Source organism: Paenibacillus albicereus (assembly GCF_012676905.1).
Classification (GTDB): Bacteria; Bacillota; Bacilli; order Paenibacillales; family Paenibacillaceae; genus Paenibacillus_O; species Paenibacillus_O albicereus.
In genome coordinates this window covers 257,164-274,470 of record NZ_CP051428.1, presented here as the reverse complement: position 1 = coordinate 274,470, position 17,307 = coordinate 257,164, and the positions used below count along the sequence as shown (strand labels likewise).

The 17,307-nt window shown below is 65.1% G+C and carries 15 protein-coding genes; 4 read left to right on the top strand and 11 right to left on the bottom strand.

Annotated features, from left to right (window positions below):
• Positions 1-64: 64 nt before the first annotated feature.
• The 3 genes from HGI30_RS01225 to rpoE all read right to left on the bottom strand — a co-directional run bounded on the left by HGI30_RS01225 (position 65) and on the right by rpoE (position 3,213).
• Positions 65-466, bottom strand: a complete 402-nt coding sequence (locus tag HGI30_RS01225; protein ID WP_168906037.1) for a response regulator — start codon at positions 464-466, stop codon at positions 65-67.
• A 229-nt stretch (positions 467-695) separates the two neighbouring features.
• A complete protein-coding gene (locus tag HGI30_RS01220) occupies positions 696-2,297 on the bottom strand; it encodes a CTP synthase (RefSeq protein WP_168906036.1) in 1,602 nt (533 codons plus the stop codon).
• A gap of 364 nt (positions 2,298-2,661) precedes the next feature.
• Entirely contained in the window at positions 2,662-3,213 is a 552-nt protein-coding gene (rpoE, locus tag HGI30_RS01215; RefSeq protein ID WP_168906035.1) for a DNA-directed RNA polymerase subunit delta, read from the bottom strand.
• 401 nt (positions 3,214-3,614) lie between these two features.
• Between rpoE and HGI30_RS01210 the strand changes: the two genes are divergently transcribed.
• On the top strand, positions 3,615-4,733 hold the full coding sequence (locus HGI30_RS01210) for a S8 family peptidase (protein ID WP_407945004.1): 1,119 nt from the start codon (positions 3,615-3,617) through the stop codon (positions 4,731-4,733).
• 38 nt (positions 4,734-4,771) lie between these two features.
• Here HGI30_RS01210 and argS read toward each other — a convergent pair whose 3' ends face one another.
• The 6 genes from argS to speE form a co-directional block, all read right to left on the bottom strand.
• A complete protein-coding gene (gene argS / locus HGI30_RS01205; RefSeq protein ID WP_168906034.1) occupies positions 4,772-6,448 on the bottom strand; it encodes an arginine--tRNA ligase in 1,677 nt (558 codons plus the stop codon).
• Positions 6,445-7,050, bottom strand: a complete 606-nt coding sequence (locus tag HGI30_RS01200) for a YwiB family protein (protein WP_235680389.1) — start codon at positions 7,048-7,050, stop codon at positions 6,445-6,447. The genes argS and HGI30_RS01200 overlap by 4 nt, the downstream gene beginning before the upstream one ends.
• Positions 7,051-7,149: 99 nt before the next feature.
• A complete protein-coding gene (locus HGI30_RS01195) occupies positions 7,150-7,680 on the bottom strand; it encodes a DNA-deoxyinosine glycosylase (protein WP_168906032.1) in 531 nt (176 codons plus the stop codon).
• 116 nt (positions 7,681-7,796) lie between these two features.
• Positions 7,797-8,060 (bottom strand): DUF7667 family protein, encoded by a 264-nt coding sequence (locus HGI30_RS01190; RefSeq protein ID WP_206109995.1) that lies wholly within the window; start codon positions 8,058-8,060, stop codon positions 7,797-7,799.
• 126 nt (positions 8,061-8,186) lie between these two features.
• Positions 8,187-9,056, bottom strand: coding sequence for an agmatinase (gene speB / locus HGI30_RS01185; RefSeq protein ID WP_168906031.1), 870 nt, complete (start codon positions 9,054-9,056; stop codon positions 8,187-8,189).
• A complete protein-coding gene (speE, locus tag HGI30_RS01180; RefSeq protein WP_168906030.1) occupies positions 9,057-9,884 on the bottom strand; it encodes a polyamine aminopropyltransferase in 828 nt (275 codons plus the stop codon).
• Between the two features lie 447 nt (positions 9,885-10,331).
• Here speE and HGI30_RS01175 point away from each other — a divergent pair, with 447 nt between their 5' ends.
• The 3 genes from HGI30_RS01175 to HGI30_RS01165 all read left to right on the top strand — a co-directional run bounded on the left by HGI30_RS01175 (position 10,332) and on the right by HGI30_RS01165 (position 14,877).
• Positions 10,332-12,473 carry a transglycosylase domain-containing protein gene (locus HGI30_RS01175; protein WP_235680280.1) on the top strand — a complete coding sequence of 714 codons (2,142 nt, stop codon included), beginning with the start codon at positions 10,332-10,334 and terminating at the stop codon, positions 12,471-12,473.
• Between the two features lie 140 nt (positions 12,474-12,613).
• Positions 12,614-13,075, top strand: a complete 462-nt coding sequence (locus HGI30_RS01170) for a phasin family protein (RefSeq protein WP_168906029.1) — start codon at positions 12,614-12,616, stop codon at positions 13,073-13,075.
• Positions 13,072-14,877 (top strand): ABC1 kinase family protein, encoded by a 1,806-nt coding sequence (locus HGI30_RS01165; protein ID WP_168906028.1) that lies wholly within the window; start codon positions 13,072-13,074, stop codon positions 14,875-14,877. Before HGI30_RS01170 ends, HGI30_RS01165 begins: the two co-directional genes overlap by 4 nt.
• Positions 14,878-14,969: 92 nt before the next feature.
• On the opposite strand, the gene HGI30_RS01160 is transcribed toward HGI30_RS01165, so the two are convergent.
• Complete coding sequence (locus tag HGI30_RS01160) at positions 14,970-16,052, bottom strand: glycosyltransferase family 4 protein (protein WP_168906027.1); 1,083 nt, start codon at positions 16,050-16,052, stop codon at positions 14,970-14,972.
• Positions 16,049-17,290: a glycosyltransferase gene (locus tag HGI30_RS01155; protein ID WP_168906026.1), complete on the bottom strand. Its 1,242-nt coding sequence runs from the start codon at positions 17,288-17,290 to the stop codon at positions 16,049-16,051. The genes HGI30_RS01160 and HGI30_RS01155 overlap by 4 nt, the downstream gene beginning before the upstream one ends.
• Positions 17,291-17,307 lie beyond the last annotated feature (17 nt).

The window sequence follows — 17,307 nt, the reverse complement described above, 5'->3', positions numbered from 1 at the left end:
ATGAAGCGGGTCATTCTGGGCTATTATATCATACTTGTCCGGGCATAAAAACAGGCCCTGCTGCTCAGGACCCGATGGCGTATTTGCTGTTGTTCTCGTCGTCGCGGCGCAGCTGCATGTTGACCGCGAGCCTCATCTCATCGATATCGAACGGCTTGGTGAAGTGCATGACGGCGCCGAGATCGGTCGCTTCCTTGATCATGTCGAGCTCGCCGTATGCCGTCATCATGATGACCTTGATGCTGCGGTCGATCGCCTTGACGTGCTTGAGGATCTCCAGTCCGTCCATGCCGGGAATCTTCATGTCCAGCAGGACCAGGTCGGGACTTTCGCTGCGGACGATCTCCAGGGCCAACTTGCCGTTGGAAGCCTGGTAGGTCGTATATCCCTCGCTCGTAAATACCTCCATCAGCAGCACGCGGATTCCGTTCTGGTCATCCACGATGAGTACCTTCTTCTTGTCCAACTTCTCTACCTCCCGTTAGGTTCTCTCTTCGACAGAACTAGCTGCTCTATGTGTCGGATCCTTTGGCGTTTGCGGCGATGAGACGGCATGGCGACAGCTCCTGATTTGCCCACCCCCTATATTCGCCCTGCTCCTTCCATCTCCTTCTGCAAGACGGAAAAAAGCCGCCCGGATCGCGGTACGCGATGCCGGACGGCCAAGGAAATAGAGAGGCTTGCTCGCCCTGCCCCTATTCGGACAGCTGGAGGGAAGCGCGGACGAAGCCGCGGAACAGCGCCTGCGGGCGGTTGGGGCGGGAGGTGAACTCGGGGTGGAACTGGACGGCCAGGAACCACGGATGATCCGGCAGCTCGACCATCTCGACCAGACGACCGTCCGGCGAAGTGCCGGAGATGCGCAGGCCGGCCTGCTCCACCTGCTCGCGGTACTCGTTGTTGAATTCATAGCGGTGGCGATGGCGCTCGTAGACGAGCTCGTCGTCGTATACGCGAGCGGCCAGGGAGCCTTCGACGAGCTTGCACGGGTAGAGGCCGAGGCGCATCGTGCCGCCCAGATCCTCGATGTCCTTTTGCTCCGGCAGCAGGTCGATGACCGGGTACGGCGTCGTCGGGTTGATCTCGGAGCTGTTGGCCCCGGCCAGGCCGAGCACGTTGCGCGCGTACTCGATGACGGCGACCTGCATGCCGAGGCAGATGCCGAAGAACGGCGTGCGGCTCTCGCGGGCATAGCGGATCGCCGCGACCTTGCCTTCGATGCCGCGGTCGCCGAAGCCGCCCGGCACGAGGATGCCGTTCACGCCGGCGAGCGCTTCGGCCGCGTTGGCGTCGGTGAGCTCCTCGGCGTCGACCCAGCGGATGCTGATCTCGGAATCGGCTTCGATGCCGGCATGGGCGAGCGACTCCACGATGCTGAGATATGCGTCATGCAGCGCCACGTACTTGCCGACGATCGCGATCTCGGTCTTGCGCTTCAGGTTCTTGACGCGGTCGACCAGGGCGGTCCACTCGGTCATGTCCGGCTGCGGCGCCGTCAGCTTGAGATGGTCGACGACGTATTGGTCGAGGCCCTGCTCCTGGAGCATGAGCGGCACTTCGTACAGCGTGGACGCATCGCGGCACTCGACGACGCCGTTCGGATCGATGTCGCAGAACAGCGCCAGCTTGTTCTTGAGGTCCTCGGAGATGGCTTTCTCGGTACGGCAGACGATGACGTTCGGCTGGATGCCGATGCTGCGCAGCTCCTTGACGCTGTGCTGGGTCGGCTTGGTCTTCACCTCGCCCGCAGCCTTGATGTACGGGATCAGCGTCACATGCACGTACATGACGTTATCGCGGCCGATGTCGCTCTTGATCTGGCGGATCGCCTCGAGGAACGGCAGGCTCTCGATATCGCCGACCGTACCTCCGATCTCCGTGATGACGACGTCGGAACCGGCTTCGCGGCCGGCGCGGAAGACGCGTTCCTTGATCTCGTTCGTAATATGCGGGATGACCTGGACCGTGCCGCCGAGGTATTCGCCGCGGCGCTCCTTGGTGATGACGGAGGAATAGATCTTGCCGGTCGTCACGTTGCTGTTCTTGGACAGGTTGATGTCGATGAAGCGCTCGTAGTGGCCCAGGTCAAGGTCCGTCTCCGCTCCGTCGTCCGTGACGAATACTTCCCCGTGCTGGTACGGGCTCATCGTTCCCGGGTCCACGTTGATATAAGGATCGAACTTCTGGATCGTCACCTTCAATCCACGGTTCTTGAGCAGCCTGCCAAGCGAAGCCGCGGTAATGCCTTTGCCGAGAGACGACACCACACCGCCCGTTACAAAGATATATTTCGTCACTGTTTAGTACCCCTCCATGCCCCTATGGTTAATTAAAGGTTGCCCAGGCCTGCCCCAAAACATGGCGCAGACCCCATATAAAAACAAAAAAAGTGTCACCCATATAAAGGGGGCACTTTTTACAATCACCCATGCAAATATGCAGGCCGAACGCTTCCCGGCTCCCAAACGGGACCGGTGCGCCGCAGCCTTGAGCTGATGATGGTTTCACGAAAAGCTTCAAAAAGCCCATGCAATAGTTTATCTCACCGCAATCCGCCCTGTCAAGGACAAGCCGGACTTCCGCGCCGAGCTTCCATCCATAAAAAAAGGCCCCGCAGGGGCCTCGAAGCGGCCCGCCGCAGGCAGGCGAAAACCGTGGGCGTTACTTGCCGTCTTCCTCTTCGTCGGAGTCCTCGTCCTCGAAATCTTCTTCGTCGTCGTCCGATTCTTCGGCTTGGGCGTCTTCCTCCTCGATCGTCTCGTCGACCGCCTCGGCGTCTTCCTCTTCGCTCTCGTCGAACTCGCGGTCCTCGTCGAACAGGTCGAAGTCCTCCTCGCCCTCGGCGTAGGTGTCCTCCTCCTCCGCCTCGAACGGCTCCTCGTCCTCAAGATCGTCATCGTCGTTGATGATGCGCGGACGCTTGGCGTTCGTGATCGGATCCTCGTTCTTCTCGACCGGGTACCAGCGCTTCAGGCCCCAGGTGTTGCTGCCGACGCAGGCAAAGCGGCCGTCGATGTTGATCTCCGTGTAGACCTGGGCGATCACGTTGTTGACTTCCTCTTCCGTCAGACCGCGGTATTTGGCGATCTCCTTCATCAGGTCTCGATAATAGTAGGGCGTATTGGCCGCTTTCAGCACTTCGAAGGCCAGATCGACCATCGGCATCTCGCGCAGCCGCTCCGCATCGAATTTTTGAGACAGGTTCGTGCTCATCTAATCCAGACACATCCTCTCGGATAATCATACGCAGCTCAATATGGTTCCATCTTGTCCACAGTCAACCTTTAGTAAAACCTATTTGCCTCAAAAAATCAAGGCGCTCCTCGAGAGGGCTTGTCCCTCGTCCGAAGGTCGCATCCATCCTCGAAAAGGAAGAACGAAGGGCTGCCCCTTCGCTCCTGACTGTATCCTTCCGCCTGGAGCGCCTTCCGGAAAGGAGCGGCGGATTCCCGGCTGCAAGAGTCCGACGACTCTTACTTGCATTGTATGAAGAGCGGAGGGCGATTGACACGAGCCGCGGCCCAAATTGGGGCAAAAACGGGCCGATGGCTCTATCGGGCGGAGGGCGGCCCCTCATACACTATCCAAGCATTGTCCGTCAGGAGGGACTCATCTTGGATCATCTGCTCCGCTGGCTGCGCGACCTCCCCGCCTCCGCCGGCTCTCCGGCCCAACGGCTCATGCTTACATTCCGCCATTCGCAAGATTATCGGGCCTTCCTGCAAGCATGTCGGGAAGCCCTTCTTCCGCCTGAACGTCTCGTTCCCTTGCCTCTCGTCCAGGCGGTCAGCCTGGCGCTGCCCGCCTTGCAGCCTCCTCCCCCTCCGACCGACGGCGTGATGGCCGAGGAGGACCGCCGGATTACGATGAAAGCGTCCGGCCTGCCCAAGACGATGCCCGAAAAGGGCCTGCCCTGGGGCGTGCAGCAGATCCGCGCTCCCCTCGCCTGGAACCGGACGACGGGCCATCGGATCAAGATCGGCGTCATCGACACCGGCGTCGACCATAACCATCCCGATCTCAAAGCCTCGCTCGGCCGCGGCATCAATCTGATCGACCGCGGCCAGCTGCCTCATGACGACAACGGGCACGGCACCCATATCGCCGGCACGATCGCCGCGGCCAACCAGCCGGGCGGCATGATCGGCGTCGCTCCGCGCTCCGTCGTCTACCCGGTCAAGGCGTTCGACCAGAACGGCAGCGCCTATGTGTCGGACATCATCCTCGGCATCGAATGGTGCGTCCGCAGCGGCATGAACATCATCAACATGAGCTTCGGCATGAAGTCGCGCAGCAAGTCGCTGCACAACGCCGTCATCAGCGCGACGAACGCCGGCGTCGTCATCATCGCCTCCTCGGGCAACGACGGCCGCCGACGCTCGGTCGACTACCCCGCCCGGTATCCGCAGACGATCTCGGTCGGCGCGACGAACCGGCTGCGCCGCATCGCGGCCTTCAGCAACCGCGGCCCCTACATCGACATCTACGCTCCGGGCGACCGCATCCACTCGGCCTGGCTGAAAGGAAAGTACCATGAAATGAGCGGCACGTCGATGGCGACCTCGCATGTGAGCGGCGCGGTGGCCCTGCTGCTCGCCCATCAGCCCGAGCTCGATCCGGGCGAGATCAAATCCATCCTCAAGCGCTCGATGGTGCCTCTTCGCGGAGCGAAGGAAGGGCGCACGCCGGGCGAGCTCGACGTCCTGAAAATGATGAAAGCCGCCGAGGCCTGAGGCTCCGGCGGCTTTTCTATCGGCTCCAAGGGCAGCGGCTACATGCGCTCCGGCGCGGATACGCCGATCAGGCGCAGCGCGCTCGCGATGACGGTGCGGACGGCGGCCAGCAGGGCGAGTCGCGCCTGCGTCTGAGCCGCATCCTCCGTGATGGCCCGCTCGGCGCGGTAATAGCTGTGGAGCTGGGAGGCCAGCTCGTACACGTAGCGCACGAGGCGATGCGGCGCATGCTGCTCGGCCGCCTGGCGGATCTCCTGCGGGTACTCGGCGAGCTTGAGCAGCAGATCGTACTCATGCTCGCTCGTCAGCCGCGTGAGCTCCACCTGCTCCAGCGGCAGCCGGCTCACGCCCTGCTCCTCCGCCTGGCGCAGGATGCTGCAGATGCGCGCATGGGCGTACTGCACGTAGTAGACCGGGTTCTCGTTGGAGGTGGAGACGGCCAGGTCCATGTCGAAGTCCAGATGCGAGTCCATGCTGCGCATCGTAAAGAAATAACGGATTGCGTCGACGCCGACTTCGTCCATCAGGTCCTCCATCGTGACGGCCTTGCCGGTGCGCTTGGACATCTTGACCTTCTCGCCGTTCTGGAACAGGCTGACCATCTGGGCGATCAGCACGACGAGCTTGTCCGGATCGTTGCCGAGCGCCTCCATGGCGGCCTTCATGCGCGGGATGTAGCCGTGATGGTCCGCGCCCCAGATGTTGATCATCGTGTCGTAGCCGCGGCCGTACTTGTCCCGATGATACGCGATGTCCGGCGTCAGGTACGTGTAGGAGCCGTCGTTCTTGATGAGGACGCGGTTCTTGTCGTCGCCGAAGGCGGTCGTATTGAGCCAAGTCGCGCCTTCCTCCTCGTACACGTGGCCCTGCTCCCGGAGCGCGTCGAGCGCTTGCGTCACGAGCCCCTTGTCGTACAGGGTCGTCTCGCTGTACCACAGGTCGAACGGCACGCGGAAGCGCTCGAGGTCGCGCTTGATCTTGCCGAGCTCGCGCTCGAGGCCGTACGCCTTGAAGAACGCGAAGCGCTCCTCGTCCGTCAGCGAGAGCAGTCCGTCTCCCTTCTCCTCCGCCAGCGCCTTGGCGAAGCCGACGATGTCCTCGCCATGGTAGCCGTCCTCCGGCAGCTCCGCCTGCTGGCCGAGCTGCTGGCGGTAGCGCGCCTCGATCGACTTGGCGAGGTTGTTCACCTGCGCGCCCGCGTCGTTGATGTAGTATTCGCGCGTCACTTCGTTGCCGGCGAAGTCGAGCACGTTGCACAGCGCATCGCCGACGGCCGCGCCGCGGGCATGGCCCAGATGCAGGCTGCCGGTCGGGTTGGCGCTGACGAATTCCACCTCCACGCGCTTGCCGGTGCCGGCGCCGCGTCCGTAGTTCTCCCCGGCGGCTTCGACCTGGCCGACGACCGGATACAGGTAGGCGCGGTCCAGGCGGAAGTTGATGAAGCCCGGGCCGGCGATTTCCGCCGACAGGATGGACGCCTTGCCTTTGTCCAGATGCTCCAGGATCGCCTCGGCGATCTGGCGCGGATTTTTGCGGGCGAGCTTGGTCAGCTGCATCGCGGCGTTCGTCGCGAGGTCGCCGTGGGATTTGTCGCGGGGCACCTCCAGCACGAACACCGGCAGCTCCTCGCGGGGCGCCAGCCCGGCGGCGACGACGGCATCGGCGATGCCCTCGCGGATGGCGGTATAGACTTGCTCCAGCACGTTCTGACTCATGGTTGATTAGCCTCCTGTATCGTAAGCCGCAATTGGAAGCGGCCGCTTGACTGGTCTTCGATGCGCAGCCGGTACGTCCACGACAGCGTCAGCGGCAGCAGTCCCTCTCCGGGGGACGATGCGGCCAGCTCCTCCGTCTCGGTGACGAGAGGGAACGACAGATGCGGGGACGCGTAGCGTCCTCCGCGCGACTGCCCGGCCGCGAACGTCTGGTCGGACTCCAGTCCGCCGCGCCGCGTGAGCGTCAGCTCCTCGCCGTTCCACCGGAGCGTCGTGCGCACGACGCCGTGCAGCTCGTCCCGCTCCTCGTAGCGCAGGTAGAGAGAGCGCCCCTTGGAAATCAGCTCGCCATGGTGGCGCGCGGCAGGCTCGCGCTTGCCGTCCTGCGTGCTGCTGACGGCGATGTCGACGGCAAGCTTGCCGGGGCCGGCTCCAGGGCTCGAGGCCGGCTGCTGAGGGGATTTCGCCTCCGGACCGGCTTCGGCGCCGCCGGCGGCGCCGTTCCCGTCCGATCTTTCCGGCTGCGCGGCTCGATCCTTCCGTTCGATGGCGTTCTCCTCCTCTGGCGCTTCCTGTCGATTGTTCCTATTTACTATATACATGGCGGGCAAAAGTTTCAATGAGCTCCCCACGAGCCCATGCAAAAAGCCGCCTCGGCTGCGAAGACAGCCCGGCGGCTTGAAGCGGCGTCCCCCGGAAAGCTAGCGGTCGGAGGGAAAGCGCAAATACGGCCTCAGCCGCGTCCACTCCCGCAGCCGGTCCTCCAGCGTGCGCATCGCCGGAGTCGGCACGGGGCTGGTCGACGGCATCCGCAGCAGGTCCAGCCCCGCGAGGGTCGGATGCCCCTTGAAATGCTTCAAGTAGATCGAGTGCGACTTCGTGCCGTTGAACACGAGCGCCCGCAGCGTCGGGTGGGCGGCAACGAGCCCCGGCAGGTCGTTCGGCTCGGCATCGCGGATGTTCATGTCCAGGCTGCCCGGCCGCACGCACGAGCCGATCATGTCCCACATGCCGACTCCGATGCTTGCGGCATACCGGACGCGTTCCTCGTACGTCTCGTCCGGCTCGCGGCCGGACAGAGCGTAGAGGATGCGCCACAGAAAATTGCGGTCGTTGGCGTAGTAGCGCTGCGCTTGCAGCGACTTGACGCCGGGCATGCTGCCCAGAACGAGCACGGTCGCCCCCGGCTCGATGAGCGGCGGGAACGAGTAGACTTTGATCGGTTCCGGCAACCGGACCCCTCCTTGGAGCGGCAAGCCGAGACGAGCCGGCAGACGGCGTGTCGAGCGCGAGGCCTGCTCCGCCGGCGTGTCGTGCCGAGCGAGGCTGGAGGGCGCCTGCAAGCCGTCTACATCTGGCCGTTCTTGCCCCGGAACGCCGGCGGCGTGCCGTCGAGCTTCTCGATCTTGCCGCAAATTTCGTGATGCCACTCCGTATCGTCCGTCATCGACGCCAGCAGCGACATATTGTACAGATTGGCCAGACGACGGCAATGCGAGGCGTTCACCGCCAAGCAATGCTCGAAGTCCGCCTGCTCCTCGCTCGTCAGCGCGCGGCGCTCGCGGATCGTCCACAGCTCCGCCAGATGCTCATGTATCGGCAGCAATCCCATCGTTCAAGCACCTCCTTGGATTCTATCAGCCAGTATGGCCAAAGAAAAAGAGGTTCAAGCAGCCGGCGCCGCCGAAAGCGAAAAATCCCCGTCCTTCCGAAGGAAGCGACGGGGAACGAACATCCTTTACTTGATGAAGCCGAGCAGCATCTCGCGGATGACCTTGGCAGCGACGATCTGCGTCTGCTCCGTCGGGTCGTAGGCCGGCGCGACCTCCACGAGGTCGCAGCCGACGACGTTCACGCCGGAGCGCGCGATCGCGTGCACCGCTTCAAGAAGCTCCTTGCTCGTGATGCCGCCCGCTTCGGCGGTGCCGGTGCCCGGCGCGGCCGACGGATCCAGCACGTCGATGTCGATCGTCAGGTAGACCGGACGTCCTTCGAGCTCCGGCAGCACCTTCTTGAGCGGCTCGAGCACCTCGAACGGATGGAAGTTGATGTTCTCGCGGGCGAACTGCCACTCCTCGCGGGACCCGGAGCGGATGCCGAACTGGTAGATGTTCTGGCCGCCGATCAGGCCGGCCGCCTTGCGCAGCGGCGTCGAGTGGGACAGCGGCTCGCCTTCGTACGACTCGCGCAGGTCGGCATGGGCGTCGAAGTGGATGATCGCGAGGTCCGGATAGTTCTTGTAGACCTCCTGGAAGATCGGCCAGCTGACGAGATGCTCGCCGCCGAGGCCGACGGGCATCTTGCCGTCCGCCAAGACGCCGGCGACGAACTCGCCGATGATGTCGAGCGAGCGGGCCGCGTTGCCGAACGGCAGCAGCAGGTCGCCGGCATCGAAGTACTCGATGTCCTCGAGGCTGCGGTCGAGGTACGGGCTGTACTCCTCGAGGCCGATCGACACCTCGCGGACGCGGGCCGGGCCGAAGCGGGAGCCGGGACGGAAGCTCACGGTGAAGTCCATCGGCATGCCGTAGATGACGGCGCGCGACGCTTCATAATTCTCGGAGCTCAGGATGAAGACGTTGCCGGAGTATTTCTGGTCGATTTTCATTTATTTCACCAGGTCCTCGACGAACTTCGGCAGCACGAACGCGGCCTTGTGCAGGCGCGGCGTGTAGTACTTGGTCTCGCGCTCCGGAATCGCCGTCTCGTCGACCGCGAGCGGGTCATGCTGCTTGGAGCCCATCGTGAACGTCCAGAGGCCGGACGGATAGGTCGGCACGTTGGCCCAGAACACACGCACGACCGGGAACACTTCCTTGACGTCGCGGTTGACGCTCTGGATGAGGTCGGCCTTGAACCACGGGTTGTCCGTCTGCGCGACGAACAGGCCGTCTTCCTTGAGCGCCTCGTAGATGCCCTGGTAGAAGCCGCGCGTGAACAGGTTGGCCGCCGGGCCGACCGGCTCGGTGGAGTCGACCATGATGACGTCGTATTCGTTCTTGTGGTCGTGGATATGCATGAAGCCGTCGTTCACGTGCACTTCGACGCGCTCGTCGTCCAGGCCGGAAGCGATGTTCGGCAGATACTTCTTGGAATATTCGATGACCTTGCCGTCGATGTCGACGAGCACGACGCGCTTGACCTTCTCATGCTTGAGAATCTCGCGCACGACGCCTCCGTCTCCGCCGCCGACGACGAGCACCTGCTCCGGATTCGGATGCGTGTTGAGCGCCGGGTGGGCGACCATCTCATGGTAGACGAACTCGTCCTTGTCGGTCGTCATGACCATGCCGTCGAGCACGAGCATCGTGCCGAACTCCTCGGTCTCGATCATGGCGAGCTGCTGGAAGTCCGTCTGCTCGTGGACGTAGGTTTCCTTCACTTTGGCAGTGATGCCGTACGACTCGGTCTGTTTCTCGGTATACCACAATTCCATGGTAAGAGTCCCTTCTTTCTTGTTCAGGTGTGGGGACGGGAAGCCCGTCCATCGGAAGACCGCCCCGGCCGGACGGCTGGCCCGAGCGGCACGCCCCCTCGTCCTCGGACGAAGACGTGCGCGGCGGAGCGGCTAGAATCTATATCGAATTCCAGATATATTCAGGCTCGAGAACTCGAAGCGCAGGGATGCCCCCGAAGGCTCTTACGCATCCATCGCTCCCATCCGAAAGGCTCCGGCAAAAAGCATATCCTGCCGAATCAGCCCCCTTCAGGTCGACGGTTCAACCTGTATTATAGTCAAAACCCCCCCTCAATTCAAACCCTTTCCGGATGGCTTTACCGCGATTTCACAGAGCGGCCGCGCCCTCCGGCCCGCTCGTATATTCCCCCCTCTCGATATCCATACTATGGAAAACCATGTCGAATCTTCGGGAGGAACCGCATCGTGACCAATCGTCCCGCCTCGCGCCGGAAAAAGGAGCGGGCAAACATCCAAAAGCCCGGCCGGGCGCTGCTTTCCGTCTGCCGCTCCGCCTTTCGCGCCCGCGGCCCGCTGCGCTGGCTGGCGCTGCTCGCCGGCACCGGCTTCTCGCTGACGCTGCTGCTGCTCGCCGCCGCGCTGCTGACGCTGCGCCTGCAGGCGCTGCCTGCCTCATCCTCGGCGGAGGTGACGCAAATCTACGACGCCTCCGGCAATCTGCTCGATTCGTTTCACGCCGGACAGACGAGGGAGAGCGTGCCTCTCGCCCGCATCTCGCCTTATCTGGTCGACGCGACGATCGCCATCGAGGATCGCCGCTTCTACGGGCATGGCGGCTTCGACGTGCGCGGCATGGCCCGCGCCGCGCTCGTCAACCTGGAGAGCGGACGCGCCCGCCAAGGGGCGAGCACGATCACGCAGCAGCTGGCCCGCAACCTGTATCTGACCCATGAGCGGACGTGGAAGCGCAAGCTCAAGGAAGCGGCCTATACCGCCCAGCTGGAGATGAACCTGTCCAAGGAAGAGATCCTCGGCCAGTATTTCAACCAAATCTACTACGGCCACGGCGCCTACGGCATCGAGCGGGCGGCGAAGATGTACTACGGCAAGCACGCCTCCGAGCTGACGCTGGCCGAAGCATCCATGCTCGCCGGCGTGCCGAAGGGGCCGAAGTACTACTCGCCCTATCTCAACGAGGCGAACGCCTACCGCCGGCAGAAGCTCGTGCTCGCCGCTATGGTCGAGACCGGCGCGATCACCGCCGAGCAGGCCGCCGCCGCGCGCGCGGAGAAGCTGGAGCTGCAGCCGCTGCAGCCTGCCGGCAGCGGGGGCGGCGCGCCGTACTTCCGCGACTATGTGCGGCAGACGGCGGTCGACCAGCTCGGCCTCGACGAAGGGCTCATCAGCGAGGGCGGCGCGCGCATCTATACGACGCTCGACCCCGCGATGCAGCAAGCCGCCGAAGCCGCCGTCAAGGAAGGGCTGCCGTCCAGCTCGCAGCAGCAGGCGGCGCTCGTCGCCATAGAGCCGGCGACGGGCTACATCCGCGCCATGGTCGGCGGCCGCGACTACCGCACGGGCCCGTTCAACCGGGCGCTGGCGCGCCGCCAGCCCGGCTCGTCGTTCAAGCCGATCCTCTACCTCGCCGCCCTGGAGAACGGCTTGACCGCCGTGACGCCGTTCACGAGCGCGCCGACGATCTTCAGCTACGACAGCGGCCGCAAGACGTACGCGCCGCGCAACTACCACGACCGCTACGCCGGCGGCGACATCACGATGCGCGAGGCGATCGCGAGCTCGGACAACACGTACGCGGTCAACACGATCCTGCGCATCGGCGCGGACAAGGTCGTCTCCGCCGCGCGGCAGCTCGGGCTCGCCGGCGACCTGCAGCCGCTGCCGTCGCTCGCGCTCGGCACGTATCCGGCGAGCCCGCTCGAGATGGCGTCGGCGTTCGGCACGCTCGCCGCGGGAGGCATGCGCGCCGAGCCGACGGCGATCCTGCGCGTCGAGGACAGCAAGGGAGAGGTGCTGTACCGGGCCGAGCCGCGCCGGTCGCAGGTGTCCGATCCCGCCCATGCCTACGTGCTCACGAGCCTGATGGAGAGCGTGTTCGAGACGGGGGGCACCGGCAGCCGCGTCTCCGCAATGATCCGCCGTCCCGTCGCCGGCAAGACCGGCACGACGGCGGACGACGCCTGGCTCGTCGGGTATACGCCCGAGCTGGCCGCCGCCGTCTGGACCGGCTACGACAAGGGGCGCAGCCTGACGACGGCGGAGTCGCACCGAGCCGCTCCGATCTTCGCCTCCTTCACCGAGCGCGCGCTGAGCGGGCGGCCCGCGCGGCCGTTCCCCGTGCCGGACGGCGTCGTCAGCGTCGCCGTCGATCCGGCGAGCGGCCTGCGCTACGGCCCCGGCTGCTCCGGCTGGCGCATGGAGCTGTTCGTCGCCGGCACGGAGCCGACCGGCACCTGCGACGGCAGCTCGGCCTCCGGCGTGGAGGCCGCCGCGGATGCCGGCGCGGCCGAGCCGGCCGCCGACTCGGCCCAGACCGGCCAGGAGCGGGGCTGGCTCGGCGGCCTCTCCCGCTGGTGGCGGAACCGTTAGCTTTCAGGCAGAAGAACCGCCTTCCGTCCTTCTTTGCCGGAGCCGAAGCGGGTGATTAACCCCGAGGCGTTGAGTATAATGAAGAAGCAAGGATGGAACATGGTAGCGATAGACTCGAAAAAGAAGGCAGGTGTCGATTCATGAAAGACCTCTTGAACAAGGCGTTCTCGCTGGGGCTCGGCCTCGCCGCTTCGACCAAGGAGCAGGCGGAGAAGCTGGCGCAGGAGCTGTCGGCCCGAAGCGACATGAGCAAGGCCGACTCGCAGCAGTTTGTCAGCAGCATGATCTCGCGGGGACAGGAAGCCCGCAGCGGCATGGAAACGTTCATTCGCGAGCGCGTCAAGGACGTGACGGATGAGCTGGAGCTCGCGCATCGCAGCGAGCTCGCGCGGCTCGAGGCGCGCGTCGCGGAGCTTGAAGCGCGGCTCGGCGCCCCCTCGGCCCATGCGCCGGAGGCGCTCCCCCACGGAGCCGCCGGCGAAGACGGCGCCTACGAGGGCACCGGCAAGGCCGGACCGGGCGTGCCGCCTTCCATCCCGTCCGCAGCGGCGGAGCCTGCCGGCCAGGAGCCGGGGACAGAACCGGACGGCAGCGTCCGATGACGGCCATGCGCCGGCTGCGTCATCTGCAGCGCTATCGCGAGATCGCGCTTGCCTTTGCCCGCAACGGCTTCGGCTATTTCGTCCGGGACCTCGGCCTGAACCGTCTCATCCCCCATTGGCGCAGCGTCGAGAGCCAGCATCACCAGCCGACGCGCACGACCGGAGAACGCCTCCGGTCTTTTTTGCAGGAGCTCGGTCCGACCTTCGTCAAGCTCGGCCAGATCGCCAGCACGCGCCATGACCTGTTCCCGCCGGACATCATCGAGGAGCTGCAGCGCCTCCAGGACAAAGTGCCGCCGATTCCGTTCGAGGACGTGCGGCGCGTCATCGAGGAAGAGCTCGGCTCGCCGCTCGAGTCGGTGTACCGCAGCTTCGAGCCGGAGCCGGTAGCCGCCGCCTCGATCGGACAGGTGCACCGCGCCCGGCTGCGCTCCGGCGAGGAGGTCGCTGTCAAGGTGCAGCGGCCCGGCATCCGCCGGACGGTCGAGACCGATCTCGACATCCTGCGCCATCTGGCCCGGATCGCCGAGCACCGGCTCCAGCTGGCTCGGCAATACGGCGCCTCCGAGCTCGTCGAGGAGCTGGCCTCGTCGCTGGGCGCCGAGCTCGACTATACGCTGGAAGGACGCAGCGCGGAACGGATCGCGGCGCATTTCGAAGGACGAGACGACATCCGCATCCCTCGCATCTGGTGGGATCTGAGCAGCCGGCGCGTGCTGACGATGGAGTTCATGCGCGGCATCCAGCTGCATGACACCGCCTCGCTCGCCCAGGCCGGCTACGACCTCACCGAGATCGCCGAAGCTGTCAGCACCGTCATCCTCGAGCAGGTGTTCCTCTCCGGCCATTTCCATGCCGACCCTCATCCCGGCAACGTGCTTGTCCTCCCGCCGCCGACGAGCAAGCGGGCCGGCCGCGGACGAGCTTCCGCGCGGCCGCCCGGCGAGGACGGCTCCGACTCCGGCGCGGGACTTGAGCAGACCGGTCAGGCCGGGCCGGACGAGCCGGCCCCGGCTCCGCGTCCGGTCATCGGGCTGCTCGACTTCGGCATGACCGGACGGCTGACGCCGGGCATGAAGGAGCACTTCGCCTCGCTCGTCATCGCCCTGCGCCGCCAGAGCACGGACGGCGTCATCCAGGCGATCGAGGCGATGGGGCTCATCCCGGACAGCGCAGACTGGCAGGAGCTGAGGCGCGACGTAGACCGGCTGCGGGAGAAGTATTACCAGGTGTCCTTCTCCGACATCAGCCTCGGCGAGGCGGTGACCGACCTGTTCCAGGTGTCCTATCGCCACCGCATCCGCATGCCCGCCGACTTCATGCTGCTCGGCAAGACGCTGTTGACGCTCGAGGGCGTCATCTCTTCGCTCGATCCCGACTTCAGCGTCGTGACCGTGGCCGAGCCGTTCGGCAAAAAGCTGCTGCTCGACCGGCTGAAGCCGGCCCGGCTCGCGGAGGCGGCCGCCAGCTATGCCGCGGAATACGTCGACCTCCTCGGCGAGCTGCCCTCCCGCCTGCGCAGCCTGGGCCGCCACCTGACGCGCGGCAAGCTGCCGCTCGAGCTGTCGGTGAAGGACGTCGACCGCATGATGAAAAAGCTGGACCGCATCAGCGGAAGGCTCAGCTTCAGCATCGTGCTGCTCAGCTTCAGCATCATCATGGCCGGACTCGTCGTCGGCTCCTCGATCGGCCGCCAGCCCGGCCTGCTCTCCCGCTTCCCGGTGCTGGAGATCGGCTTCACGATTGCCGCCGTCATGTTCCTTTATATGCTCGTGTCGATCTTCCGCTCCGGCCGCAAATGAACCGGCCCGGCTCCCCATGCTCGCGGGAGGCCGGGCTTTTGTCATGTCGGATTGCCGGAACGGACCCGGCCCGATTCGCGCCGGACCGGACCTCAGCTTCGCGGCGGCGCGGCCATCAGCTTGCCGAGCATGCTGCCGAACCGCTTCGCATACTCCTCCTTGGAAAACAACGCCCGGATGTGCGCTTCTCCGCGCTCGCGCATCCGCTCCCGCCGCTTGCGGTCGCCCATCAGCTCCTGCGCCTTGCGGACCGCGACGTCGATCTGCCCGACCGGATACAGCTTGCCGGTCACCTCGGGCTGCACGAAGCGGCGGATGCCGTCCGAATCGCTCGACAGCACCGGGCATCGGCACAGCATCGCCTCCGCGACCGCGTAGCCGAAGCCCTCCAGATGAGACGTGGAGCAGAGCAGCCCGCCCGAATCTCCGATCAGGCTCAAGTAGTCCGCCATCTGCTGATGCGGGATGTTGGAATGGCGGATGAGGCGCCCCGCATGGGGCGAGGCCGCGAGCCAAAGCTCGAACGCCTCCTGCTCCGGCTGCTCATAGAGCGTCGCATCCCCGAACATCCACAGATAGATCGACGGGTTGGCATCCAGCAGCCGCTCGCCGATCGCGATGAATTCCCGCCAGTTTTTGTTGGCGGTGATCCGGCCGATCCAGCCGACGATCGGATAGGGCTTGGGCGGATAGGCGAAGTAGCGGAAGCCGGACGTATCGAGCGGATTGTCGAAGCTGAACTTCGGAAGGTCGGGCAGATGCTGCTTCATCAAGGCGCCGAGATGCTCCGTGCGGGGAAAGAGAAGGGCGTCGGCGTCCCGGCGGATGCTCTCGCTGAAGGCCGCCATCGTCTGCCTCGCCTCTTCGATCCGGCCGAGCCCCTGCACCTCGTAGACGATGCGGCCGCGGTAGCCCGCCTGCCGGATGATCTCCATCGTCCAGATGTCGGTGCACACGACGATGACGTCGTAGCCTCCGGCGAGCGCATGCTGTCCGATCTCCGCCGGGTCGGACAGGATGTGGACCGGCAGGTCTCGGACATTCTTTCTCCCTTCCCCTCCGCTCGTATAGAGCAGATGCACCTCATGTCCCGCCGCCGTCAGCGCCTGGCCCCGGATCCGGTTCAGCGTCTCCATGCCTCCGCTCGGATTGAAAAAGGTAAACAGCAGCTTCACGGCGGACCCCCCGTCCCGAGAATCGAACGGAGCAGCCGGATGAGCCCGTCGGTGCGGAACAGCTCATGGAACAGGTTCGGCTTGCCCGGCGGCTCGGTCGTATCGGTCTCGCGCCGGATCGAGACCGGCGCCGGCGCCGGGCCGTTTCCGTAAAACCAGGACAGCTCGCCCGGCTTGCCGCTCGCGTCCGCATAGTCGATCAGCCCCTGGAGGTCGACGACTCCGTGGAATCGCCCGGGACCGAGCACGAGCACATAGGGCGTCGCCACGGACTGCGCCGCGTACAGGATCGCAGGCGATACCTCCATGCCGGGCAGCGACCTGAAGCTCGTCGTCGGATGGGAGATGGCGCCGAGCGCCGCGGTCGGCTGCTGGGATTCAGACAGATCCAGCACGATGCACCCGTAGTTGCTGAAGGACTGCTCATAGAGATCCTCCAGCACCGCGATCTCGTTGTCGAGAGCCAGGCCGAGCGGGAACAGCACGGTCAGCTTCTGCGGAATGCCCCGCCGCATCCGCGCCTGGTGGCGGGCGAGATGATAGGTGTAGCGCCACCGCCGATGCTCCAGCGGGCCGCGCAGCTGGGCGGAGATGCTATGGGCCGAATCGACCCGGTAGTCCATCAGCTCCACCGGCAGATGCTTCATGCGGCAGCGCTCGCTGAGCCGGAGCCAATAGTCGTAATCCTCCACCGGCTGCATGCCGTAGCCCGCGATCTGGCGAGCGTATTCCGCCTTGTACATGAACGAGACGCCGACCATGGAATAATCGAGCAGCCGGTCCTCCGGCTGAGCCTGGTAGACGCGCAGCGCCGCCAGCTCCGCCTCCGAGCGCAGCTGCCGCCCCTCGTCGTCGATGCTGCGGAACGAGCTGAAGGCGATGCCGAGCTCCGGCTGGCCTTGGACGAGCGCCGAGCGCAGCACGCCGACGTAGTCGGGATCGTATACATTGTCCGTCGAGACCCAGGTCAGGTACTGGATGGACGGATCGGCCAGCAGCGGCTCGAAGCCAGCGTTCAAGGCGCTGGCGACGCCTCGGTTGTCCGGGTAGGCGATGATGCGCGCCCGGGCGTCTCCTGCGATCAGCTCCCGGACGAGCGGCTCCATCTCCGGCGCGCCGTCGATGACGAGCACGAAGCGGAAATCGCGGTACGTCTGAGCGAGCACCGACTGGACGGCCGCCGTCAGGAAGTCCCTCCTCTGCTTGTAGACGGGCATGACAATTCCAACGTCGGTCAATGCGGTCCCTCCTTGCC

Bases quoted from the DNA above. Each gene is read 5' to 3' on its own strand.
- rpoE (WP_168906035.1), bottom strand. From the start codon at position 3,213: ATGAGCACGAACCTGTCTCAAAAATTCGATGCGGAGCGGCTGCGCGAG.
- argS (WP_168906034.1), bottom strand. From the start codon at position 6,448: ATGAGTCAGAACGTGCTGGAGCAAGTCTATACCGCCATCCGCGAGGGC.
- HGI30_RS01200 (WP_235680389.1), bottom strand. From the start codon at position 7,050: ATGTATATAGTAAATAGGAACAATCGACAGGAAGCGCCAGAGGAGGAG.
- HGI30_RS01190 (WP_206109995.1), bottom strand. From the start codon at position 8,060: ATGGGATTGCTGCCGATACATGAGCATCTGGCGGAGCTGTGGACGATC.
- speB (WP_168906031.1), bottom strand. From the start codon at position 9,056: ATGAAAATCGACCAGAAATACTCCGGCAACGTCTTCATCCTGAGCTCC.
- speE (WP_168906030.1), bottom strand. From the start codon at position 9,884: ATGGAATTGTGGTATACCGAGAAACAGACCGAGTCGTACGGCATCACT.
- HGI30_RS01170 (WP_168906029.1), top strand. From the start codon at position 12,614: ATGAAAGACCTCTTGAACAAGGCGTTCTCGCTGGGGCTCGGCCTCGCC.
- HGI30_RS01165 (WP_168906028.1), top strand. From the start codon at position 13,072: ATGACGGCCATGCGCCGGCTGCGTCATCTGCAGCGCTATCGCGAGATC.